Consider the following 23,480-nt stretch of genomic DNA (forward strand, 5'->3'; position numbering starts at 1 on the left):
CATGAGGAGAAACCCTGAAAGTGTGCAGCAGATTTCCGATCGGACTGAAAATCAAGTGAAGTTCGATTGAGGGTGGCTACCAATGGCCTCCGACGTGGCGCGGACCGCGCTGAACGAGGAGAGCAAGGAGTCGCGTGCACATTTCACCCGGCATGGACCCGGAAAACGACGACCGTCGTTCCGCACGGTTCCGCTGCCTCCTCGTCGGAGCGAACGCGCTGGTCGTGAGCTGCGCGGAACTACTGCTGAGCCGTGGCCACGAGGTGGTGGGGCTGGTGTCCGAGGACGCCGGCATCCGTGACTGGGCCCGCCAACGGAAACTGTCGGCCCATGACTTCGGAAGCGATCTGACCGACCGGCTGAGCGCGGAACCATTCGACTATCTGTTCAGCATCGCCAATCTTCGGATTCTCCCGGCCCCCGTACTCGAACTGCCCCGCCGACTGCCGGTGAATTTCCATGACGGACCGCTTCCGCGGCACGCCGGGCTGTACGCGACCACCTGGGCCGTGGCGGACCGCGAGGTGTCCCACGGGGTCACCTGGCACATCATGACGGAGCGGGCCGACGAGGGAGACATCCTCGTCCAGCGCGCGGTCCCGGTGACCGACCAGGACACCAGCCACACTCTCAACGCCAAGTGTTTCGAGGCCGGTTACGCCTCCTTCGGCGAGTTGCTCGACGGCCTGGAGGGCGGAGGTGTCCCGCGGACACCACAGGACCTGAGCGCCCGTAGCTACCACGGCCGCTTCGACCGGCCACCGGGCGGCGGGTTCCTCACCTGGGACCGGCCGTCCGCGCTGCTGCACGCCGCCGTCCGGGCCACCGATCTGGGGCCGCACCCCAATGAGTTCGGCACCGCGAAAATCGTCATCGGGGACACCTCCGCCCTGGTGGGCGGTCTGACTCCGCTTCCCGCTCCCTCCGCGGCGCCACCGGGCTCCGTGCTGCGCAGCGGCGATGACGGCCTGGTGGTGGCGACCGTGGACGGCGCCGTACGGCTCACCCGGCTCACCACCCCCACCGGGGAACCCCTCAGCGCCACCGCGCTGGCCGCGCGCGGGGTACGCCCGGGACACCGGCTGCCCGGCCCCGGCCCGGGGCTGCTCGCCGCCGCCACCGTGGCGCAGACCAACAGCCTGCGGGACGAGCGCTACTGGGTCCGGCGCCTCGCCGGGCTGACCCCCGCCGACCTCATTCGGACCGAGGGTGCCGAGCGGGGCAGCGGCGGCCATGTCACGGTGTCCGTCCCCGTGCCGTCGGCCGCCACCCGCGCCGCCGCCACCACCGGGCTCCGGCGCGATCAGTGGCTGCTCGCCGCCCAACTCGCCTTCCTCGCACGGCTCGGCACGGACGGTGAGACCGATGTGCACTGGCGGGCCGCCCACCCCGCCACCGGACATCCGGCGGTGGACGCGCTGTACGCCTCCTTCGTACCGCTGCGTGTTCCGGGTGTGGACGGCGCGGACATGGCCACCTTCGGCGCGCTGCTGGCCGAACGGACCGCGGAGGCGGACCGCCACCGGACCCACCCCCATGACCTGTGGGTCCGTCACCCCCGGCTGCGCGCACACCGCCCACCGGCCCCCGGTCTGCCGATCGCCGTCGAGGTCTGCGACGACCTCGCTGTACCCACCGCCCCCGCCGACGGCACATCCCTGCTCATCCGCATCCCGCGCGGGAGCGGCGGGCCCTGCCAGTGGGTCGCCCGCGAGGACACCTTCGACGGCCGGACCCTCGCCCTGCTCGCCGACTACGCCACCGATTTCATGTCCGCGGCGGCCACGGGGGAGAGGAACGGTGAACTGACCCGTATTCCGCTCGGCAGCCCGGCCCACCACCGCGTCGCCACCCGCTGGAACGACGCGGCGGCGGGCGGCCCGCCACCGGACGGCTGTGTGCACCAACTGGTGGCGCGGCAGGCCCGGTTGCGCCCGGACGTCCCCGCGGTGTCCTGCGGTGAACGCGTCATCAGCTACGCGGAGCTGGACCGCGGATCGTCGGCGCTGGCCGGCCATCTGCGGGACCGGGGCATCGGCGCCGGATCCCTGGTCGGGGTGTTCCTGGACCGGACCGCCGAGCTGCCGGTCACGCTGCTGGGCATCATGAAGTCGGGAGCGGCCTATGTGCCGCTGGACCCCATCTATCCGCCCGAGCGCATCGCCTACATGCTCATCGACACCTCGCTCTCCCTGATCGTCACCGAATCACGGCTGGCCGGGCGGCTTCCCGAGGGCCACGGCGAGGTGCTCGTCCTGGACCGGGACCGGCCGGTGATCGCCGCGGCGCGTCCGGAGCCCGGTGACGACGTCCGCGGTGACCAGGACGCCTATGTGCTGTACACCTCGGGCTCCACCGGCCGCCCCAAGGGCGTACGGATCGGCCACCGCGCCCTGACCAACCTGGTCCGCTCCATGTGCCGCACGCCCGGGGTGACCGGGCGGGACACCCTTCTCGCGGTGACCACCGTGTGCTTCGACATCGCCGGGCTGGAGCTGTACTGCCCGCTGGCCGCCGGTGGCCGGGTCGAGGTGGCCCCGGCCGAAGCCGTCGCCGACGGCGTCCGGCTGCGTGAGGTGCTGGAACGTGTCCGGCCCACCGTCATGCAGGCCACCCCCGCCACCTGGCGGATGCTCCTGGACGCGGGATGGCCCGGCGCAACGGACGTTCCGCTGCCCCGTATCCTGTGCGGTGGCGAAGCCCTCACCGCCGATCTCGCCGGAGAGCTGCTCGCCCATGGCGCCGAGCTGTGGAACATGTACGGGCCCACCGAAACCACCATCTGGTCCGCCGTCAAACGGCTCCGCCCCGGGCAGCCGGTGTCCCTCGGGCGGCCGATCGCCCACACCCGGTTCCATGTCGTCGACCGCTGGATGCGCCCGGTGCCACCCGGTGTCCCCGGCGAACTGCTCATCGGGGGAGCGGGGGTGGCCCAGGGCTATCTGCACCGCCCGGACCTCACCGCCGAACGTTTCCTGCCGGACATCTACAGCCGCTCGGACGGCACCGTCTACCGCACCGGCGATCTGGTGCGGCTGCGCGCCGACGGTGAACTGGACTATCTCGGCCGCCTGGACGACCAGGTCAAACTGCACGGCTATCGCATCGAACCGGGTGAGATCGAGAATGCTCTGCGCCGGCATCCCGGTGTCGCGGAGGCGGTCGTGGTGGTCCGCGAGGACCGCCCCGGCGACCGGCGGCTGGTCGCGTACACCGTTCCCGCCCGGCCCGGTGTACGCCCCGCCGAACTGCGCGGCCATCTGCGCGCCACACTCCCCGACTACATGGTGCCCACCGCCTTCGTGGAGCTCGGCGCCCTACCGCTGACCGCCAACGGCAAGACCGACCGGCAGGCCCTGCCGCGCCCCGCACGCACCACCGGCGGTGGTACCGAACCCACCGGATGCCTCGAACGCGCCATCGCCACCGTGTGGTGCCAGGTGCTGGGGGCGGACACCGTGGGCATCGACGACAACTTCTTCGAGGCGGGTGGCACTTCACTGCTGCTGATGCGGGTGATGGCCCGGATCAACGCCGATGCGGGGGCCTCGCTGACACGCGTGGACATGTTCATGTATCCCACCGTCCGGTCGCTGGCCCGGCACCTGGACGGTCAACGGTCCGGCCGCACCGGCCCCCGCCCCGACCCGGCCGCACACCGGGGCACCGGGCGCTCCCGCTCCGGACTCGGCGATCTGCGCAGACGGCGGCGGCAGCACCACCCGGCCGACGAGACCTCAACGGGCTGAAGCGGAAAGGAACCACCCACCATGCGCGTGTGCTCGGTATGCGCCCTGAACGAGGACCACCCCGGTGTCACCCTCGATGCGGACGGGGTGTGCAGCCTGTGCCGCCTCAACCTCGTCGGTGATCTGCTGGAGAACTTCAGTTACACCCAGCAGGTCCACGACGCGTTCACCCGCAGCGGTCCCAACCCCGACGGGCCCTACGACTGCCTTTTCATGTACAGCGGCGGCAAGGACAGCACCTATATGCTGGACAAGTTCGTCAATGAATACGGAAAGCGCGTCCTGGCCTACACCTTCGATGTGCCGTTCGAATCCACCCACGCGGCCGACAACATCGCCCTGGCCCGGAAGAAGATCCCCGCCACCTTTGTGGTCGACTCGGACGACGACAACATCAAAACGGTGATGCGGGAGGTCTTCAACCGGCCTGTCGCCAAACCGGGAAAGTATCTCGACGAAAAGCTGCCCTGCGTCTCCTGCCGCACCTTCTTCGTCATCCGCGCGATCCTCTATGCCTTCCGCCACCGCATTCCCTACATCGCGCTGTGTGCCGATCCACAGCAGATCCTCACCATGGAATCCGACACCCGGGAGGTGGTGCGAGGCTTCTACCGCACCTTCGGTGCGAAGCTGACCGACACGGTCTTCCAGGGCGAGGCCGAGCAGGTGCTCTTCGCCGAGGAGGAGCGGCTGCCCCGGATCGTCTTCCCGTTCGTGGCCATGCGCTACGCCTACGACCCCGACCGCATCGTGGCCGATCTGAAGGCCAAGGGTCTCTACGACTCCTCCCCGCTGGAGACCCACTGCACGCTCTTCCCGCTGCTGAACTACTACTCCTTCTCCCACTGGAACTGCATGTTCTACAAGCTCAACGCCGCCAGTCAGCGGCGCGCGGTCCAGCGCAACAAGCACTACGACCGCTCGACCTTCAGCATCACCTTCCCGCGCGCCGCCGATCTCCCCGCGATCGAGGAACGGATGAAACACGTGGTACTCGACATCGCCGAGGGCCGCGGTGAACCGGAGAAGCAGCAGCACGAACTCGTGGACCTGTTCCAGGAACTGGGCGCCACCGCGGACGCGGCACGGTTCGTCGCCGGAGGCTTCCTCGGCATGCGGACGCTCGCCGCCGAACTGGGCATCGCCCTCTAGCTAGGGCGGGGAGACGGAGGAATCATGGAACAGGCGACGGCGATCCGCGAAACCGACATCGCGATCATTGGAATGGCATGCCGCTTTCCCGGCGCCACCACCCCGGAGGGCTTCTGGAAGAACCTCCGGGAAGGCCGGGAGAGCGTGGTGTTCTACACCGAGGAGGAGCTGCTGGCCGCCGGGGCCGACCCGGCCGAGCTGAACCACCCGGGCTATGTCCGCGCCGGTCATCCCCTGCCCGGCGTGGAGCTGTTCGACGCCGGACACTTCGGCGTCCCCGACGACGAGGCGGAGATCCTCGACCCGCAGCACCGCCACTTCCTGGAGTGCTCCCTGGCCGCCCTCGAGGACGCCGGATACGACCCCTCGAGCTGCCCCGACGACATCGGCCTGTACGCCGGGGCGGGGATGAACACCTATCTGCTCACCCATCTCGCCGAACGCTACCGGCGTGAGACCTCGGTCGGGCGCTACCGCCTGATGCTCGCCAACGACAAGGACTTCCTCGCCACCCGGGTGTCCTACAAGCTGAATCTGCGAGGGCCGAGCCTCAGCGTCAACACCGCCTGCTCGACCGGGCTGGTCGCCGTCCACCAGGCGTATCTGAGCCTGCTCGCGGGCGAGTGCCGGATCTCGCTCGCCGGAGCCGTCCATCTGCGGGTGCCCCAGGTCGAAGGCCATGTCCACCAGGAAGGCATGATCTTCTCCCCGGACGGCCACTGCCGCGCCTTCGACGCGGACGCGGGCGGCACCGTGATCTCCAGCGGTGTCGGAGTGGTGGTCCTCAAGCGGCTGGCCGACGCGTTGGCGGACGGCGACACCGTCCACGCGGTCATCAAGGGCACCGCGGTGAACAACGACGGCTCGGCCAAGACCGGTTACACCGCCCCCAGCGTGGCCCGGCAGGCCGATGTCATCCGCGATGCCCAGCGCGTGGCCGACTGCGCACCGGAGACCATCGGCTATGTGGAGGCGCACGGCACCGGGACACCCCTCGGCGACCCCATCGAAGTGGCGGCGCTGGCCGAGGCGTTCGACGGGGTGGCGCCCGGCCGTGTGCACCTCGGCTCGGTCAAGACCAACATCGGCCACCTGGACACCGCGGCGGGGATGGCCGGGCTCATCAAGACCGTCCTCATGCTCCGCCACCGAACCCTGGTGCCGAGTCTGCACTTCCGCACCCCCAACCCCGATATCGACCTCACCGACGGCCCGTTCCGCATCGCCACCACCACGGCCGAGTGGCCGGGCGGCAGCACGCCCCGGCGCGCCGGGGTCAGCTCGTTCGGCGTCGGCGGCACCAACGCCCATGTGGTGCTCGAGGAGCCGCCCGGCGCCCCCGCGCCCTCCGCCTCCGACGCCTCCGAACTGCTGGTCCTCTCGGCGCGCACACCCGCCGCACTCGACCGGGTGACCGATGAGCTCTCCCGCCACCTGGGACGCCACAAGGAGCTGGACCTCGCCGCCGTCGCCCACACCCTGGCCGTGGGCCGCCGCGCCCACGCCCACCGACGGGCGGTGGTGTGCGAGGACATCGCCGACGCCGCCCTGACGCTCGCGATCGGCGAACCGTCCCGGGTGCTGGACGGAGCGGGCGACAGCGGCGCCGCCGCGTTCGCGTTCGTCCTCCCGCACATGACCACCACGCCGGTCGAGGACGCCGCCGAGCTCCACCGCTCCCTGCGCCCCTTCCGCGAGGCGGCCGACGCCTGCGCCGCCGCGCTCCCCGGGGGCGGCCCCGACGCGCTGGGTCTGCTGACCGGTGGTGGTGGCGACCGTCTCGCCTCGTTCACGGCCGGCTACGCCCTGGCCCGCGCCTGCCAGGCCGCGGGGGTGACACCCGCCGCCCTGTGCGGCTCTGGCGTCGGAGGTGTGGTCGCCGGATGTCTGGCGGGTGTGTTCGGGCTGACCGAGGCCCTCGCCCTCCTCTTCGGCGAAGCTCCCGACATCCTTTCCGTCCCGGAACTTCCGCTCAGCCTCGGGGCGAACGGCCAGTGGCTGCGGCCGGAGGAGAGCTGCGACCCAGCGACCTGGACCACACTCGACCACGGCGGAGATTGCGCCCCGGATGCCCTGCTGAAGGAGCGGGATCTGCTCGCCCTCGACCTCGCGCCCTCGCCGGGAGCCGCGGCCCCGCTCCGGCACACCCTGCTGCACGCCCTCGGCCGTGCCTGGACCCAGGGCGCGGAGGTCGAGTGGCCCGTCTGGTACGGCACGCAACACCGCCGCGTACCGCTGCCCACCTATCCGTACCAGCACGGTCGGCACTGGGTGGAGCCGGAGCACATGCCGGGCCGGGGGAGCGCGGGGGACGGCGACTCCGGGCTGCGGGACCGCTTCGCCCGCGGTGACCGGCCCGCCCGTCAGGCCCTGGTGGAGGACTTCCTGCGGCACCAGATCGCCACCATGCTGCCCGAGTCCGGAGACACCCTCCCGGAAGCCGACGCCGACCTCTTCGAACTGGGCATGGACTCGCTGATGCTCATCGATGTCATCGCCCGCCTCGGCGACGCGCTGGGAAACCCCGTCACCGCCATGTTCAGCAGTGAACACCCCACGATCAGCGCGCTCGCCGGAGAGGTGGCGCGATGACGGCGACGCGCCCGGCCACCCCACCCCGTCCCCGACCACCGTCCCGGACAGGTCCCGGCACGGCTACCCTCCCGCCTTCACCGGCACCCTCACCGCCGTAGGCCACGGTTCGAACGGTCCGGACGCGATAGCGGTGCGGCTGCGCCCCGCCGACGGGGCACCGCCCCCGCGGCACACCGAACTCCCCGGCCTGGAGGACTTCGTCGCCCAGACCCGCACGGCGGGCACGGCGCCCCTCACCGAGGGGCGCCGTGGCGGTGACACCGGGTCACTGGGCGCTCGCGACGGGACGCACCACGATCTCGTTGACGTCCACCTCGGCCGGGGTGTCCACGGCGAAGGCGATGGCGTCCGCGATCGCCGACGCGGGGAGGGCCACCGAACGATAGGTCTTCATGTCCTCACGGGCCTGCGGATCGGAGATCGAGTCCGCGAGCTCCGACTCGGTCACCCCCGGGGACACCACGGTCACCCGGATGTCGCCCGCCGACTCCTGGCGCAGCCCCTCCGACAGCGCACGGACCGCGAACTTCGTGGCGCAGTACACCGCGGCGGTGGGCACCACCTCGTGCGCACCCACCGACGCGACGTTGACGAAGTGTCCGCCACCCTGCTCCCGCATCACCGGCAGCGCCGCCGCGATCCCGTGCAACACACCCCGCACATTCACATCGATCATGCGGTCCCACTCCGCGACCTTCAGCTCCGCCAGGGGCGACAGTGGCATCACCCCGGCGTTGTTCACCATCACATCCACCCGCCCGAACCGTTCCCGCGCGGCGGCCACGAACTCCCGTACATCCGCGGCGTCCGTGACGTCCAGCCGCCGGAACGCCACCCGGTCCGCGCCGTCCGCCAACTCCTCCACCAGCGCGGCCAGCCGGTCGGTGCGCCGCGCTCCCAGGAAGACGCGGTGGCCGTCGGCGGCCAGCCGGCGGGTCGCCGCCTCCCCGATGCCACTGCTGGCCCCCGTCACCAGAACAACCTTCTCTGTGCCCGTCATCCCTGTCATCCTCTCGATCGTGGAGCGGTTCCGCCCGTCACCGAGTCTGAGGAGAACGCCGCAGGTCAGCCAGGAAGCACACTGCCTGGGTGCGGTACACCCAGGCAGCACCCCGCCCGGCTGCCTACCCTTGAGGCCATGGCCGACAACGCACTTGGAGACTTCCTGCGCGCACGCCGCGCGGCGCTGCGCCCAGAGGACGTCGGCATGGCGTACCACGGCCTCCGCAGGGTCCCCGGACTCCGCCGCGAGGAGGTCGCCGTGCTCGCGGGGGTCAACGCCGACTACTACACCCGGCTGGAACAGGGACGTGAACGCCACCCCTCACCGCAGGTCCTCGACGCCCTCAGCCGCGCCCTGCATCTGGACACCGATGCCCGCGCCCATCTGTACCGGCTGACCGGCACCGTCCCCGACGACCGCCACACCCCGGCCCCGGACACCGTCAGCGCGGCGCTGCGGCGGTTGATGGACGGCTACGCCCACACCCCCGCCTTCGTCATCAACCGCACCTTGGACGTCCTCGCCGCCAACGCCCTCGCCGAGGCGCTGTACTCGCCCTTCCGGCTCATGGACAACCTGGCCCGGATGATCTTCCTCGACCCCGTGGCCCGCTCCTTCTTCACCCGCTGGGAGTGGAGCGCCCAGGCCACCGTGGCCAATCTGCGCCAGGCGGAGGGCTATCCCGCCGACGGCACCCGGCTGAACGCCCTCGTCGCCACCCTCACCCGGGGCAGCGCCGACTTCACCGCCCTGTGGAGCGCCCATGCGGTGCGTGGCAAGACCCAGGACGCCAAACACCTCCACCACCCCGAGGTCGGCCCGCTGACCCTCACCTACCAGTCCTTCGACGTCCGGGACGCCCCCGGTCAGCAACTGGTCATCTACCACGCCGAACCCGGCAGCCCCAGCGCCCAGGCACTGGGGCTGCTCGGAACTCTCGACGCTACGCGGCGGCAGACGGCCGAATAGCGCCGGGCCCGGTCAACCGGCCGCGTTCACCGGCCGGTTGACCGGGCGGCCAGCCGTGCACGGGGCCTGGACCGGCGCGGCGGCGGGGCGCAGCTACCGGTGTAGACACGCGGTATCCGGTCGCCGACCCGGGTGACGATCTCGTACGCGATCGTGTCCGCGGCCCGCGCCCAGTCCTCCGCACCGGGCTCACCGTGGTCGCCGGGACCGAAGAGCACCACCTCGTCGCCGACCTCCGCCGGGGAGTCACCGAGGTCGACGACGAACTGGTCCATGCACACCGTGCCCGCCACCGTGCGCCGTTCCCCCGCGGCCAGCACCGGACCGGTGTCGGAGGCGTGGCGCGGTATCCCGTCGGCGTACCCCAAAGGCACCACACCGAGGGTGGTCCGACGGGGTGTGCGGTAGTGGTGGCCGTAGGAGACGCCCTGCCCGGCGGGGACACGTTTGACGGAGACCAGCCGGGCGGAGAGCGTCATCGCGGGCCGCAGCCCCAAGGCGGTGGCGTCGGCGGTCTCGGGCACCGGGCTCAGCCCGAACACCGCGATCCCGGGGCGCACCAGATCGAAGTGGGTCTGCGGAAGCTTCAGCGTGGCGGCCGAATTGGCCAGGTGCAGCACCTCGGGGCGCAGCCCGGCCTTCCGCGCCACGGCCACCGCGGCACGGAAGTTCTCCACCTGCGTGTCGGCCACCGGGTGGCCGGGGGTGTCGGCGTCGGCGAGATGGGACCAGATCCCCACGACCCGGATGTACCCGGTCGCCTCGGCGCGCGCGGCGGCCTCCAGCAGTGCGGGCCACTCGGCGGACGTGGCGCCGCCGCGGCCCATACCGGTGTCCGCCTTCAGATGCAGCAGACAGGGACGGCCCGCCGCCCGCGCCGCGTTCTCCGCGGCCTCGACCGCCCAGATCGCCCCGGCCGACAGCTCGATGTCCGCGGCGACGGCGGCGGCCCAGTCGTCGCCGGGGGCCAGCAGCCAGGCCATGATGCGGATCCGGTTGGTGATGCCCGAGGCACGCAGGGTCAGTGCCTCGTGGATCCGTGCGGCGCCGAGCCAGGTGGCACCACCGGCCAGCGCCGCGCGGGCGCTGGGGACGATGCCGTGGCCGTAGCCGTCGGCCTTCACCACGGCCATGGTCTCCGCGGAACCGGCGGCCTCCCGCAGCCGCGCCACATTGGCGCTGATGGCCGCGAGGTCGATCCGCGCCTGTGCGAGAGGCGCGTCCTCGTGGGTCCCGTCCGCGCGGTTGCTGACCTCGTAGGAGCTGCCGATCGCCACACCGTCGTCCTTCCGTGGAGACTCCACCCGGCCCCGGACGGGCCGCGTGTGAAGCCATCGTGTCGCCGGGGAGAACGCTCCGTCATCGTGCAAACGCCACTGTTGTACGGCCCCGGGGAGTGCCAGGAGGACAACGGGGACCGAGGAGGGGCCGTCAGACGGGGTCGAGTGCTGTGGTGTGCGGGGCGCCCTCGGAGGCTGTGGCGCTGTCGTTGCCGTACCGCCGGGCCGTGAGCTGGAGGAGCAGCGCCGAGCGCACCTCCGGGCGGTCCAGCCGCAGATCCACCACCTCCTGCATCCGGCGCATCCGGTGGCGGAGCGTGTTCGGGTGGATGTGCAGCCGGGCCGCGGCCGCCTTCGCGTCGCCCATCTCCTCCAGCCAGGTGTACAGCGTCGGGACATGGCTGGTGTGGTGCTCGCGGTCGTGCTCCAGCAGGGTTCGCAGCGGCCCGATGTCCGCGGTCCGGGCGCCGGTGGCGGACCGGGCGGTACGGCGGAGGACCACGGTGGCCCACACCTCGTCGTGGACGGCCGCGCCACCGGGGACCAGTCCCGCCGTGAGCAGTCCGAGGGTGTCATCCGCCTGTTCCCGGGAGTCGGCAAGACCGGGGACGGTGGTGGCGAGTCCGCCCATGGCCACCAGGGGCGCGGCCGTGTCCCCGGAGGTCCCGGCGACATCGCCCAGCCAGTCGGCACGGGCCCCGGACGCGGAGTTCACCGCGTCGGCGTGCACGATGCCGTAGACCACATCGCCGATCACGGCCGCGGGGGAGCGTAGCCGGGTGCCGGGGAACCGGCACAGCCGCTCCCGTACCGTCAGCCGCTGCCGCTCGGCCTCGTCGGCGTCCTCACTGGGCACCCCCACGGCGATCACCCGCCAGGGGCCGCTGGTCAGGCCAAGGAGACGCGCCGCGTCCGTGGCCCCTTCCTGCCCGTGCAGCACCTTCGCCACCATGTCCGCCAGCGCCAGCCGCTGCCGGTCCGCCTCCGCGCGCCGGCGCAGCAGATGCAGGGCGGCCGCGTCGGCGGCATCGGCGAACGCCGCCGCCCGCTCGGGCTCGACCGGGCCCGCCACGATCGCCCAGATGGAGCCGAGCACATCGCCTCCCGCGTGCACCGGCACCACCAGCCGCGGCTTGGTGCCCTCGACCACCGCCGGGACGTAGATGGGGGTGGTGTCCTGGGCGATCCTGCGGAACACACCGTGCCGCCGGAAGTGCTCGTTGACGTCCTCGGGCGCATGGCGGCCCATGATGGTGGCCACCCGCGCCTCGTCGCTGCGCTCCTGGCGGGTGGAGTACGCCAGCACACGTGAGCTGCGGTCCTCGATGGTCACCGGGGCGTCGATGATCCGGGCGATGGCATCCGCCACCCCGAACAGATCCCCGGCCTCCGCCACCCCCAGCCCGGCGGCGGACGCGGTCAGCCCCTCGCTGTCGAGGGCCGCGCGCAGCAGCGACAGCACCTGGACCCACCCCGCCTCCGCGGAGACCCGCAACAGCGCCACGCCCGCCTCGTCGGCCGCCGCGGACACTTCCTCGTCCACCGCCACCGGCGACTTGAGCAGCAGAGCGGCGGCCGACCGACGGGCACACAGCGCCAGCAGCCGCAGGGCCGCGTCCCGGTCGGTGAGGTTCACCCCGAGCACCACGTCCCCCGCCCGTGGCTCGAGTTCCCCGTCCGGTTCCGCGATCACCGCGTCGCCGACCGTGACGGACAGCCGCTCAGGGGCGCACATCCCCGACAGCACTGCTGGTCCCACGGCGTCGAGAAGCCGTTGCAGACTGATCATGGCCACCACCTGCTCACCGATTGCGCACCATCCTCCCCCACGGGAGCGATGCGGGAGCAGTCGCGTCCGGGATACGCGTGGGACACGGGGAGCGCGGCAGGAGAAAGCGCGCGTGGCGAGGACGGCACCTCCCCGGCGGACAGGGCTCAGCCGCCGTCGCCGAAGCCGTCGCCGAAGCCGCCTCCGAAGTCACCGTCACCGAAGCCGCCGCCATAGTCGCCGCCGTCACCGAAGCCGCCGTAGTCGCCGGCGTCCCCGAACGCTCCGGCCTCGTCGTAGCCGGGGCTCAGCGACCCGCCCAGCAGCGTCCCGACCAGCAGCGCGGGCAGCAGCGCCGCCCCGTAACCGCCGAAGTACCCGCCCGCCCAGGGGCCGTAGGCCGGGCCCGCCTCCCAGTACGGACGGCGTTCGCCGCCGACGGGGACGGTACGCGCCTCCGGGTCGAGCCCTTCCTCGACCCGCGTGGCATCCGCGGCGCACGCGGGCACCGACCGCTCGGCGCCGCCGGCCGGGGCCCAGGTGACATCCCGGACCGACGGCCCGTGCCGCGGATCGAAGAAGCACGGCGGCCGCCGCTCGGGAAGGAGTGTGCCCTCGCGGCGGGCGTCCAGCACCGCCAGCGAGAAGTGGCCGTCCTCCAGCGCCTCGGTGACCGCCCGTACGTCCTCGGGGCGCCGGGCGGTGTCCGACTTCGCCTTGGCCTCCTCGTACGCGTCCAGCGCGCGGCCGTAGTCATCCACCATCTCGGGGGTGGACGACGGGTCGGACGGGGTGAAGGCGAGCCCGCTCAGCCTCTCGCCGTACGCGGTGATGTCCTCCTGGACCGCGCCGCGCACCTGCGCCAGCTCGGCCCGATCACGCTCCCGGCGGCGCTTGCGGGTGCGCCCCATCGCGAACAGCGCGCTTCCGGTCAGCGCCACCAGGATGATCAGCAGTACCAGGGCGGCGCCCATCGACGATCCGGTGGAGTCCGGGGCGCCCTGATCGCCGTCGGCCGCGCTCCCGGCGGCGCACAGGGTCGCCACCAGGGCAACGAGGACGGCCGGCAGCAGGGTGGTCCGTCGCCGTATCTTGCTGGGCACACCGGGCTTTTACCCACTTGTGCGCCTTATCGCACGTGATTTCCGGCTTTGTCGATGTGTGTGCGTACACCGACTATGGTCGCCGCCGTCCAGCGTCAGCTGCCGTAGATCAAGGTGTCGTAGTCGGCGCTGTCCACCAGGTGGTAGAGGCCGAACGCGCCCGGGAACAGCGCGAGTGCCAGCATGCCGAGCCGCAGCAGGACCGGGGCCGCGACGGTGACGCTCTCGGCCTGGCCCTTGATGGTGCGCCAATCGCGGCAGCGCCGGATGTCACCGCCGCAGGCGGCCCAGAACCCGAGCCCCGTCACCGTGCATACGCCGGCGCTGATCATGGTGAAGCCACCGATGACCGCCAGAAACGTCATCCGATCGTGGTGATCACTCACCCCGAGCGAGCCGATGCCGACGAGGGGTATCGCGGCAAGTCCGTAGAGCATGCCGCGCAGCATCACGTCCCGCAGGCGCAGCAACGGCTGGTGTATCTGGTCCTCCCCAGTCATGCGCGCACGATATCCCAGCGTGATCCCCGTGCCACGACCGGCGAACCGGTGGTGGAAACCGCCCGAGCGGCGCCCCGGCGAGTCCGCCCTACGCTGGGGAAGAGGTGCGCGTCCAGCGCGTACCGGGCGCGGACGGCACAGGTGTCCGGCAGAACCACCTGATGCTCCTCATAAGGCGAAGACCATGGATGGTGTGCGCAGACGTACGGTGCTCGGGGCGCTCGGCGGCACCGTCGCCGGGGGCGGAGCCCTCGGACGATTCCGGCGCGGCGAGCCCCCGCCCGGCCCGCCGGATGGTGTGCGGCAGTCGCCGGAACGCCCCCGCCCGTACGAGCCCCGGGTGCAGGCGCTGCTCGGGCGGATGACGGTGGACGAGAAGCTGGGGCAGTTGCAGCAGCTGGCCTGGAACGCCGACACCGGCCCCGGCCGCGGGCAGAACGCGGAGGCGGTGCGGGCGGCGCGCAGAGGCGCACTCGGGTCGGTGCTCAACCTCTACGGGGCCGCCAAGACCAACGCGTTGCAGCGGATCGCGGTGGAGGAGTCCCGGCTCGGAATCCCTCTGGTCTTCGGGCTGGATGTGATCCATGGTCTGTGGACCACCTTTCCGATTCCGCTCGCTCAGGCGGCCGGCTTCGATCCCGCGGTGGCCGTGCGGGACGCCGAGGTGTCCGCGCGGGAGGCCCGTTCCAACGGGGTGCACTGGACGTTCTCCCCGATGATGGACGTCACCCATGAGCCGCGCTGGGGGCGGATCGCCGAGGGCAACGGGGAAGACCCCTATCTGACCGCGGCGTTGGGGGCGGCCAAGGTCCGCGGTTACCAGGGCGAGGACCTCGCCGACAACGACCGGGTGGCGGCCTGCGCCAAGCACCTGGCCGGCTACGGGGGCGTCGAGGGCGGGCGCGACTACAACAGCGTGGATGTGTCCGAGGCTCGGCTGCGCAATCTCTACCTCGGGCCGTTCGCGGCGGCCGTGGAAGCCGAAGTGGCCACGGTGATGGCCGCCTTCAACACCGTCAGCGGCATCCCGGCCCACGCCAACCGGCATCTGCTCACCGACATCCTCAAGGAACAGTGGCAGTTCGACGGTGTGGTGGTCAGTGACTACCTCGCCATCCGGGAACTGATCGTCCACGGTTTCGCGGCCGACGGCGCCGACGCGGCCCGGCTGGCGTTCAACGCCGGTGTGGACATGGAGATGGCCAGCACCCTATTTGCCCGGAACGGCAAACGTCTGCTCAGAAACGGCCGGATCACCATGGCCCGGCTGGACGACGCGGTGGCACGCATTCTGCGGCTGAAGTTCCGGCTCGGCCTCTTCCGCCGTCCGTACGTGGACGAGGACGCCGCCATCACCGAACCCACCAAGGCCGCTCGGTCGGCGGCCCGAGAAACCGCGGCGCGGTCCATGGTGCTGCTGCGAAACCACACGTCGGCCCTCCCTCTGAGCACATCGGCCCGCTCCATCGCGGTGGTCGGCCCGTTCGCCGATTCCCCGGACCTCAAGGGGTCCTGGGCCGGGCCCTGGGCGGTCACCCCCCGTCCGGTCACGGTGGCCGACGCCGTCAAGGCCGTTGTCCCCGAGGCGAAGGTGACCCATGTCCGAGGTGTGGACGCCCAGGGGAAGGACACCGACGACATCGTGAAGGCGGTCGCGGCGGCCAGAGCCGCCGAGGTGACGGTCGTGGTAGTCGGCGAAGGCGCGAAACTGAGCGGTGAGGCGAGCGTGCGCGCTGACATCAGCCTGCCCGGGAAGCAGGAGGAACTGATCGCGGCCATCGCGGAGTCCGGTGCGCCGTCTGTGGTGGTGCTGGTCAACGGGCGTCCGCTGACGATCGGCGGCTGGCTGGAATCGGCCCCCGCCGTCCTGGAGGCATGGCATCCAGGACTCGAGGGCGGACACGCCATCGCGGATGTGCTGTTCGGAAAGGTCAACCCCGGTGGCAAGCTGCCGGTGTCCTTCCCGCGCGCCGTCGGCCAGATCCCCCTCTACTACAACCACGAGAACACCGGCCGCCCCTACGACCCGCACAACCCCTACACCTCCCGCTATCTGGACCTGCCCGACGGCCCGCAGTTCGCCTTCGGATACGGGCTGAGCTACACCACCTTCGACATCGGTGAGCCGAGACTGTCGACGCGCCGGATCTCGGCCGACGCGCTGCGCAAGGGCGACACCGTCGACGTGGCGGTGACGGTGCGCAACACCGGGCGGCGCACCGGCGATGAGGTCGTCCAGCTCTATCTGCGCGATCCGGTGGCGAGCATCGTGCAACCGGTGCGCAGGCTCTGCGGATTCCGCCGGGTCACCCTCGACGCGGGGAGGTCCACCACCGTGCGCTTCCGGCTGAGCGCCGAGGACCTGGGCTTTTGGACCCAGGCCCGCGACGGCGACTTCGTGGTGGAGAAGGGTGAGATCCGGCTGTACGCGGGCAACAGCTCGCTGGCCGAGGCGGAACGCACCCTGACCATCACCTAGGTCCTGTCCCCATCGGGCCTCATCCGCGCTGAGCGCGCCACTCCGGCGCCAGCACCGACCAGACCTCGATGTCCACGCGTTCTCCCCGGTGCGGATGGCTCTCCCGCAGCACTCCGTCGCGCACCATCCCCAGCCGACGGGCGACGTTGAGGCTCGCCGCATTGCTGGACTTGGCCTGCCACTCCACCCGGTGGATGCCGCGCACCTGGACCGCCCAGTCGATGAGCACCCCGATGGCCCGGGTGACCAGCCCGCGTCCGACGAACGCCTCCTCCAGCCAGCAGCCGACCTCACAGGTGCCGGATTCGACGTCGAAGGTCCGGAAGAGCACCCCGCCGATGAGCGTCCCATCGACCCAGATGCCGTATATCCGTCCACTGTCGGTGGCCGCCTTGTCCGCGTACAGCTGGAGGAAGGCGGTAGCCGACGGCAGGTCGGTGGCGCGGTCCGCCAGCGAGATATACCTCCCCACGTACTCCCGGCAGCGGTCGATGTGGGCGAGGTACTCCTCGGCGTTCCACGGCTCCAGCGGGCGCAGCTCCGCCCCGTCGTCACCCAGCGATATCCCGAACACCTTGCTCCTTCACAGGTGGTTGGCCTGGTAGTCGGCCTGGCTCCAGTCTCCCTGCCGCGGGAGGCGGATCGGTATCCGGGCAGGGGGTCAGACGGCTTCGGGCTCCGACGGCCGCCCGGCAACCCGGCCATGGGTGACGCGGATCTTCGACTGGCCGTGCGGCAGCGCCTCCCAGTCGTCCATGAAGCGCGCCTCCAGACCGTGTTTCACGGCGAGGCCGACGAGGGTCTCGGTGCGGTAGTAGAAGTCCTCGCGCAGCACCTGGTGCTCGGCGCCCTCGGTGCGGTCGAAGGTGAAGTCGAACCAGCCGCCGGGGGCCATCACCCGGCCGACGTTGGCCAGGCACTCCTCGATGACCGGCAGCGGGGAGTGCGAGAAGACGCTGTGCGCGTGGATGACATCGAACCACGCGTCGGGCAGGAACCGCAGGGTGAGGTCGCGGACCGGGGCCAGATACGGCAGCCGGTCCTGCAATCCCGACTCCACCAGGGTGTCCTGGGCCGCGGCGAGGATATCGGGCGAGATGTCGATGGCGTAGTAGTGGCCGGACTCCAGATGCCGGATGAACCGCCAGCCCGCCCGCAGATTGCCGCAGCCGATCTCCAGCATCCGGTGTTCGGGGCGCAGCCCGTGGCCGACGAGGTAGTCGAACTGCATCGCCCCGAGAGCGAGCCACCGCTCGCGGCTGGAACTGCCCACCGCGGCATCCGGGTTGGCGCGGGTGTCCGAGCGCATCACGGCGCGGTAGTAGGAGATGTGGTCCGGGAAACGATGACGCAGCCAGGCGTCCCGAGCGGCACGGGCCAGATGGCGCGGTACCCGGTAGGGGTGGCGCAGCGCGTAGGTGAGGCGATGGCCGAGCGACGCTCGGTTGACGCTGACGTTCCTGGCGGGCATGGGCGTCCGGTCCTCTCGCGATGGTGATGCGGTGTCCTGGGCCTCGGTCTCGGCCTCCGTATCCCGGCGATGGTCCGGCTCGGTGGACCGGCCACGGTGCGGACGCGGCCCGGTGGACCCCGGTATCAGCCGATCGGCTGATGGGGGAGGTGCGCCAGGCGCGTGAGGACTGGCCGCGGAGGTTTCGGACGGACCCTCCCGGCCACCGGCTCCCCGACGAAACCCGCGGGAGCCCGCGCACCCCGCCCCGTCACTGCCGCTTCACACCGATGCGCTACGCTCCGGGAGAACGATGGTTCCCCGTGTGGGGTACAAGGCCGGAGAGGCGAGCGATGCGGTACACACCCCCCTTGGGGGACCGGCCATGACCCACCGCGCGGACCTCGTGCCGCTCCGCTCGTTCCTCACCATCTACCGCACGGGCGGAGTGGCGAAGGCCGCCGACGCCCTGAACCTCTCCCAGCCCGCCGTCTCCCGCCATCTGAAATCGATCGAGGAGACGGTGGGGCGGCCGCTGTTCGTCAGGGCCGGGCGCGGGATCGCCCCCACCGAGGCCGGACACATCCTGGCCGCCGAGGTGGCCGGGCATATCGACGCGCTGGAGAACGCCGTCGAGGTGTTCCGCTCGGGCGGGGACAGCGACGCGGGCCCGGTGTTCGTCGGCGCGCCGGGGGACATTCTGGCGGGCCATGTGATGCCACGGCTGACCCCGCTGCTGACCATGGGGATGACCGTGCACTGCCGGATCGGGCTGTCACCGGACCTGGCCACCGCGCTGTTGCGCGATGAGCTCGACGTCGCCGTCATCACCAAGATCGAAGGGGCTCCGACCAAGCAGCTCTTTCTCAGACACGCCCACGACGAGGAGTTCGTGCTCGTGGGACGCAGCGGTGAGAAGCCCTATACGCCCCGGTCGGAGCGGCGGTTCGTGGGCTATTCGCAGGGCATGCCCATGGCCCGTCGCTACTTCCGCTCCTGCTGGGGTATCGCGCCCCCGCAACCGTCGCTGACCGTGGCCGACATGCGCGCGGTGGTGGTCGCCGTGGCCGCCGGGGCCGGGCTCAGCGTCGTTCCCCGTTATGTGGCGCGGGAGGGCATCGACGCGGGCACCCTGAGCGTGTTGCACACCCCCGAGGAAGCGGTGATCAACCCGATCTATCTCGCCGCCCGGCGTGGCAAGGAACATCTGCCGACTGTCCGGGCGGTGTTCGCCCACCTCACCGACGCCCACGAGAACGCCGTCAGCGCACATAATTCCTGATAGGTCGGCGTTCCGATCGTTATGGCTCCTCTTGCGCGGATCGGATTGGCTGAACGCGGTTGACTTCCCCACCGCGTCACAGAGGAGTTCTATGTCCACGCCGTCACGTCCGCAGCACACGTCCACCCGGCAGCGCGGGATCCCCCGGCGGGCCGCCGTGGCAGCCGTGGCCGCCTCCGTGCTGGGGGCCTCCGCCACCCTCGCCACCGTCGCCCAGGCCGAGCCGCCGCAGCGGTCCGCCGCCGGGCAGCCGGAGTCCGCGTCCGCCCGCGCCGCGCGCCACGGCACGGCGTTCACCGCGCTGCCGGGCGCCGAGGTCTTCCCGGAGAGCATCGCCATCGACCGTGCCACCGGGGTGTACTACGTCGGCTCCGTCAAGGACGGCACGATCTTCCGGGGCCGGGTCGGCAGCGACACGGTGTCGGTGTTCTCGAAGTCCGGGGCGGACGGCCGCACCATCGCCAACGGCCTGGCACTCGACGGAAACCGGCTGATCGTGCTGTCGCGGCAGACCGGCAAGGTCTACGCCTACGACACCCGCACCGGCGCCCATCTGGCCACCCTCGACAACGGTCTCGGCGCCACCGGCACCTTTCTCAACGACATCACCGTCACCCAGGACGGCACCGCCTATCTCACCGACTCCGTCAACCCCTGGCTCTACCGGATGGCCCGGAGCGCCTCCGGCGGCTACCGGCTGGAGAAGTTCCTCGACTTCACCGGCACCCCCCTGCACTACATCTCCGCCCCCGGTGCGGCCGGCATCAACGTCAACGGCATCACCGCGACGCCCGACGGCCGCCATCTCATCGTCGCCAAACGCAATGAGAACGCCCTGTACCGCATCACCCTCGCCGACCGCTCGGTGGAGAAGGTCCAGTTGCCCGCCGGGGCGCTGGAGACGCCCGACGGCATCTTCCTGCGCGGCCGTACGCTCTACGCCGCGCAGAACACCCCGCGGTCCGTGGCCGTCCTCCACTTCAGCGCCGACCACTGGTCCGCCACCGCGGGCACACCGCTCACCGACCCCAGCTTCCGCTTCCCCACCTCGGCCGCCGTACACGGCAATCGGCTGCTGGTGGTCAACGCGCAGTTCGACTCCAAGGGCAGCCCGGCCGCCGTCAGCGGTCCCAATCCGCCGGTCCTTCCGTTCGGCGTCACCACCCTCCGGCTGCGCTGAGCCCGTCCGTCCACCGGCCCGGCACATCACCACCCCGAGGAAAACACCGTGACTCCCCACCCATCCCGTCAACCCCACCAGACCGCCTCCCAGCCGGAGGTCTCCCGCAGACGCGTTGTCGCCGGACTGACCGGCGCGGGCGCCGCCCTGGCCACCCGGTTCGCCGTCAGCGACACCGCCGCCGCGGCACCCCGTACGGCCGGGAGCAGGACGGACGGAACCACCGGCCACGCCGACACCGTGCTGCTCGGCGGCCGGATCACCACACTCGACCCACGCCACCCGGACGCCACCGCCCTGGCCGTCCAGGGGAACAGGATCCAGGCCACCGGCACCGACCACCACATCCGCGCGCTGATCGGCCCGCAGACCCAGGTGATCCACCTGGGCGGACGCCGGGTGATCCCCGGGCTCAACGACTCCCACACCCATCTGGTCCGGCAGGGACTCAGCTACACCCAGGAGCTCTCCCTCGCCGGAGTGCGGTCCGTCTCCGAGGCGCTGCGGCTCATCGCCTTCCAGGCCGCGCGCACCCCCGCCCCGCAGTGGGTCCGGGTGGTCGGCGGCTTCAGCCGGTTCCAGTTCGCCGAACGGCGGCTGCCGACCCTCGACGAGCTGAACGCGGCCGTCCCCGACACTCCCGTGTTCCTCCTTCACCTCTACGACCGGGCCCTGCTCAACCGGACCGCCCTGCGTGTCCTCGGTTTCGGGAAGGACACCCCCGACCTCCCGGGATCACAGATCGAGCGGGACGCGGCCGGACATCCCACCGGGATGCTGATCGCCAAGCCCAACGCCACCCTGCTCTACTCCACCCTGGCCCGGCTGCCGCGACTCGACCCGGCGAGCCGGATCATCTCCACCCGGCACTATCTGCGGCATCTCAACGCCCGCGGAGTGACCAGCGTGATCGACGCGGGCGGCGGCCACCAGACCTTCCCCGACGACTACGAGGTCATCAACCAGCTCCATCGGGAAAACCAGTTGACGGTCCGCGTCGGCTACCACACCTTCACCCAGGCCCCGGGCAAGGAGCTCGCCGACTTCCAGCGCATCGCGGAACTGGTCACGCCCGGCGACGGAGACGACCAGCTGCGGATGATCGGGGCGGGGGAGATGCTGGTCTACTCCGCCGCCGACTTCGAGGACTTCGCCCAGCCGCGGCCGGAGCTCGCCCCCGCGATGGAAAGCCAACTGCGCGACGTCCTGTCCTTCCTGGCCGAGAAGAAGTGGCCGTTCCGGCTGCATGCCACCTACGACCAGTCCATCACCCGCTTCCTCGACGTCATCGAGCAGGTGCACGGCCCCGGCGGACCCGGCGTCCGGTTCATCCTCGACCACGCCGAGACGATCAGCGAGCCCACCATCGACCGGGTCGCCCGGCTCGGTGGCGCGATCGCCCTGCAACACCGCATGGCCTTCCAGGGCGAGCTGTTCCGCGACCGCTACGGGGCGCGGGCCGCCGCCCACACCCCACCGGTGAACCGCATCCTCCGTGCCGGGGTGCCGGTCGGGCTGGGCACCGACGCCACCCGGGTGGCGAGCGACAACGTCTGGAACGCGCTGTACTGGATCACCACCGGACGGACCGTCGGCGGAGAGCGGCTCTACCCGGCCGCCAACCGGCTGGACCGGACCGCCGCGTTGCGGCTGATGACCCAGGGCAGCGCCTGGCTCTCCCACGAGGACACCGTCAAGGGGACTCTCGCCCCTGGCCACTTCGCGGACCTCGCCGTCCTCTCCGACGACTACCTGACCGTCCCGGCCGCCCGGATCCCCGCCCTGACCTCGGTGCTCACCCTCGTCGGCGGACGCGTTGTGTACGCGGCGGCGGAACACGCCCGGCTCGACCCGGCCCTGCCGCCCGTACAACCGGCGTACGCGCCCTTGCTGACCGGCGCCAACACACTGTAGCCGGGCCCATGGTGCGGCCACCGCCCGGTGGCCGCACCGCGGACGCGCCCCGACCTGCCCGAACCACGGTGGGGCGGGACCCCAGCGGTCAGGAGGCGGGCTTGCGGGCCACTCCCACCCAGAAGGACACCTCTTCGTCGGTGACATCGCCGGTGGCCACCTGAGGGCCGGCGGCCAGGTCCGGACGCCAGCGATGGGGCACCTCGATCCCGGGCTCCACCAGCTCGAGCCCGGTGAAGAACTCCGCCACCTCCGCCCTGCTGCGGATCTTCCCCTTGATCCCGCCGCTGTGGTAGATCTCCTGCGTCCGCTGGGTCGCCACCGGGTCGAAGTCCGGGGTGATGTGGCTCAGCACCAGATGCGAACCGGGCGCGAGCGCGTCGACCAGCCGCCGCACGATGGCGTACGGGTCCCACTCGTCCGGTACGAAGTGCAGCAGCGCGCACAGGCTCAGCGCCACCGGCTGGGACAGGTCCAGCACCTCGGTGAGGTCCGGGGAGTTGAGGATGGTCTCGGGGTTGGCCACATCCGCGTCGACATAGGCGGTGCGGCCCTCGGGATGGCTGGTGAGCAGGGTCTGCGCATGGGCCAGCACGATCGGGTCGTTGTCGACGTAGACGACCCGCGACTCCGGGGCGACCTGCTGGGCCACCTCGTGCAGATTGGGGCTGGTGGGGATGCCGGTGCCGATGTCGAGGAACTGCCGGATACCGCACTCGGCGGCCAGATACCGGGTCGCGCGCTGCATGAAGGCACGGTTGGTGCGGGCGGCGATCATGACGCCCGGCCACAGGGTGAGCACCTTCGCCGCGGCCTGCCGGTCCGCGACGTAGTTGTCCTTGCCGCCCAGGAAGTAGTCGTACATCCGGGCGCTGTGCGGACGTCCCTGGTTGATGGGGCTGTTGGGCGGCTCAGGCCCGCTCGCCGTCCGGGATACTGCGCCGTGACCGGTCACGTCGTCTTCTCCTCCACTACTGGGCGCGATCGTTGCATCGCGGCGGGCCCACCCCAGGATCGTATGCCGCCTCGATCCCCGCCCACACCTGTGGGTGGGGA

Annotated in this window: 16 protein-coding genes; 8 read left to right on the top strand and 8 right to left on the bottom strand. The window is 71.4% G+C overall.

Annotation, left to right across the window (positions count from 1 at the left end):
- The first annotated feature begins 134 nt into the window (after positions 1-134).
- The 3 genes from AC4BEG_RS33205 to AC4BEG_RS33215 are packed head-to-tail and all read left to right on the top strand — an operon-like array spanning position 135 to position 7,493.
- On the top strand, positions 135-3,749 hold the full coding sequence (locus AC4BEG_RS33205) for an amino acid adenylation domain-containing protein (RefSeq protein ID WP_490703365.1): 3,615 nt from the start codon (positions 135-137) through the stop codon (positions 3,747-3,749).
- Positions 3,750-3,770: 21 nt separating this feature from the next.
- Positions 3,771-4,901, top strand: a complete 1,131-nt coding sequence (locus tag AC4BEG_RS33210) for an adenine nucleotide alpha hydrolase family protein (protein WP_490703366.1) — start codon at positions 3,771-3,773, stop codon at positions 4,899-4,901.
- Positions 4,902-4,925: 24 nt separating this feature from the next.
- Complete coding sequence (locus tag AC4BEG_RS33215) at positions 4,926-7,493, top strand: type I polyketide synthase (RefSeq protein WP_490703367.1); 2,568 nt, start codon at positions 4,926-4,928, stop codon at positions 7,491-7,493.
- A gap of 268 nt (positions 7,494-7,761) precedes the next feature.
- Here AC4BEG_RS33215 and AC4BEG_RS33220 read toward each other — a convergent pair whose 3' ends face one another.
- Positions 7,762-8,496: an SDR family oxidoreductase gene (locus AC4BEG_RS33220; RefSeq protein ID WP_490703368.1), complete on the bottom strand. Its 735-nt coding sequence runs from the start codon at positions 8,494-8,496 to the stop codon at positions 7,762-7,764.
- A gap of 138 nt (positions 8,497-8,634) precedes the next feature.
- Between AC4BEG_RS33220 and AC4BEG_RS33225 the strand changes: the two genes are divergently transcribed.
- Positions 8,635-9,468, top strand: coding sequence for a helix-turn-helix transcriptional regulator (locus tag AC4BEG_RS33225; RefSeq protein WP_490703369.1), 834 nt, complete (start codon positions 8,635-8,637; stop codon positions 9,466-9,468).
- A 26-nt stretch (positions 9,469-9,494) separates the two neighbouring features.
- On the opposite strand, the gene alr is transcribed toward AC4BEG_RS33225, so the two are convergent.
- The 4 genes from alr to AC4BEG_RS33245 form a co-directional block, all read right to left on the bottom strand.
- On the bottom strand, positions 9,495-10,739 hold the full coding sequence (alr, locus tag AC4BEG_RS33230) for an alanine racemase (RefSeq protein ID WP_490707290.1): 1,245 nt from the start codon (positions 10,737-10,739) through the stop codon (positions 9,495-9,497).
- A gap of 160 nt (positions 10,740-10,899) precedes the next feature.
- On the bottom strand, positions 10,900-12,537 hold the full coding sequence (locus AC4BEG_RS33235) for a PucR family transcriptional regulator (RefSeq protein WP_490703370.1): 1,638 nt from the start codon (positions 12,535-12,537) through the stop codon (positions 10,900-10,902).
- A gap of 146 nt (positions 12,538-12,683) precedes the next feature.
- On the bottom strand, positions 12,684-13,619 hold the full coding sequence (locus AC4BEG_RS33240) for a hypothetical protein (RefSeq protein ID WP_490703371.1): 936 nt from the start codon (positions 13,617-13,619) through the stop codon (positions 12,684-12,686).
- Between the two features lie 95 nt (positions 13,620-13,714).
- Positions 13,715-14,119 carry a DUF6336 family protein gene (locus AC4BEG_RS33245; RefSeq protein ID WP_490703372.1) on the bottom strand — a complete coding sequence of 135 codons (405 nt, stop codon included), beginning with the start codon at positions 14,117-14,119 and terminating at the stop codon, positions 13,715-13,717.
- 184 nt (positions 14,120-14,303) lie between these two features.
- On the opposite strand from AC4BEG_RS33245, the gene AC4BEG_RS33250 reads away from it, so the two are divergent.
- Positions 14,304-16,598: a glycoside hydrolase family 3 N-terminal domain-containing protein gene (locus AC4BEG_RS33250; protein ID WP_490703373.1), complete on the top strand. Its 2,295-nt coding sequence runs from the start codon at positions 14,304-14,306 to the stop codon at positions 16,596-16,598.
- Between the two features lie 19 nt (positions 16,599-16,617).
- Here AC4BEG_RS33250 and AC4BEG_RS33255 read toward each other — a convergent pair whose 3' ends face one another.
- The gene (locus tag AC4BEG_RS33255) at positions 16,618-17,172 is read right to left on the bottom strand and encodes a GNAT family N-acetyltransferase (RefSeq protein ID WP_490703374.1); all 555 of its coding nucleotides are present in this window, start codon (positions 17,170-17,172) and stop codon (positions 16,618-16,620) included.
- 87 nt (positions 17,173-17,259) lie between these two features.
- A complete protein-coding gene (locus AC4BEG_RS33260) occupies positions 17,260-18,069 on the bottom strand; it encodes a class I SAM-dependent methyltransferase (protein ID WP_490703375.1) in 810 nt (269 codons plus the stop codon).
- Between the two features lie 364 nt (positions 18,070-18,433).
- Between AC4BEG_RS33260 and AC4BEG_RS33265 the strand changes: the two genes are divergently transcribed.
- The 3 genes from AC4BEG_RS33265 to AC4BEG_RS33275 all read left to right on the top strand — a co-directional run bounded on the left by AC4BEG_RS33265 (position 18,434) and on the right by AC4BEG_RS33275 (position 22,424).
- Positions 18,434-19,330, top strand: a complete 897-nt coding sequence (locus tag AC4BEG_RS33265) for a LysR family transcriptional regulator (protein WP_490703376.1) — start codon at positions 18,434-18,436, stop codon at positions 19,328-19,330.
- A gap of 91 nt (positions 19,331-19,421) precedes the next feature.
- On the top strand, positions 19,422-20,510 hold the full coding sequence (locus AC4BEG_RS33270; RefSeq protein ID WP_490703377.1) for an SMP-30/gluconolactonase/LRE family protein: 1,089 nt from the start codon (positions 19,422-19,424) through the stop codon (positions 20,508-20,510).
- A gap of 48 nt (positions 20,511-20,558) precedes the next feature.
- Positions 20,559-22,424: an amidohydrolase gene (locus AC4BEG_RS33275; RefSeq protein ID WP_490703378.1), complete on the top strand. Its 1,866-nt coding sequence runs from the start codon at positions 20,559-20,561 to the stop codon at positions 22,422-22,424.
- Between the two features lie 88 nt (positions 22,425-22,512).
- Here AC4BEG_RS33275 and AC4BEG_RS33280 read toward each other — a convergent pair whose 3' ends face one another.
- Complete coding sequence (locus tag AC4BEG_RS33280) at positions 22,513-23,289, bottom strand: SAM-dependent methyltransferase (protein ID WP_490707291.1); 777 nt, start codon at positions 23,287-23,289, stop codon at positions 22,513-22,515.
- Between the last annotated feature and the right edge of the window lie 191 nt (positions 23,290-23,480).

The sequence above is a fragment of the Streptomyces sp. JLBJ103 genome (assembly GCF_058215575.1).

Coding starts and splice junctions, on each gene's coding strand:
- AC4BEG_RS33210 (WP_490703366.1), top strand. CDS start 3,771: ATGCGCGTGTGCTCGGTATGCGCCCTGAACGAGGACCACCCCGGTGTC.
- AC4BEG_RS33215 (WP_490703367.1), top strand. CDS start 4,926: ATGGAACAGGCGACGGCGATCCGCGAAACCGACATCGCGATCATTGGA.
- AC4BEG_RS33220 (WP_490703368.1), bottom strand. CDS start 8,496: ATGACGGGCACAGAGAAGGTTGTTCTGGTGACGGGGGCCAGCAGTGGC.
- AC4BEG_RS33225 (WP_490703369.1), top strand. CDS start 8,635: ATGGCCGACAACGCACTTGGAGACTTCCTGCGCGCACGCCGCGCGGCG.
- AC4BEG_RS33235 (WP_490703370.1), bottom strand. CDS start 12,537: ATGATCAGTCTGCAACGGCTTCTCGACGCCGTGGGACCAGCAGTGCTG.
- AC4BEG_RS33245 (WP_490703372.1), bottom strand. CDS start 14,119: ATGACTGGGGAGGACCAGATACACCAGCCGTTGCTGCGCCTGCGGGAC.
- AC4BEG_RS33250 (WP_490703373.1), top strand. CDS start 14,304: ATGGATGGTGTGCGCAGACGTACGGTGCTCGGGGCGCTCGGCGGCACC.
- AC4BEG_RS33260 (WP_490703375.1), bottom strand. CDS start 18,069: ATGCCCGCCAGGAACGTCAGCGTCAACCGAGCGTCGCTCGGCCATCGC.
- AC4BEG_RS33265 (WP_490703376.1), top strand. CDS start 18,434: ATGACCCACCGCGCGGACCTCGTGCCGCTCCGCTCGTTCCTCACCATC.
- AC4BEG_RS33270 (WP_490703377.1), top strand. CDS start 19,422: ATGTCCACGCCGTCACGTCCGCAGCACACGTCCACCCGGCAGCGCGGG.
- AC4BEG_RS33280 (WP_490707291.1), bottom strand. CDS start 23,289: ATGTACGACTACTTCCTGGGCGGCAAGGACAACTACGTCGCGGACCGG.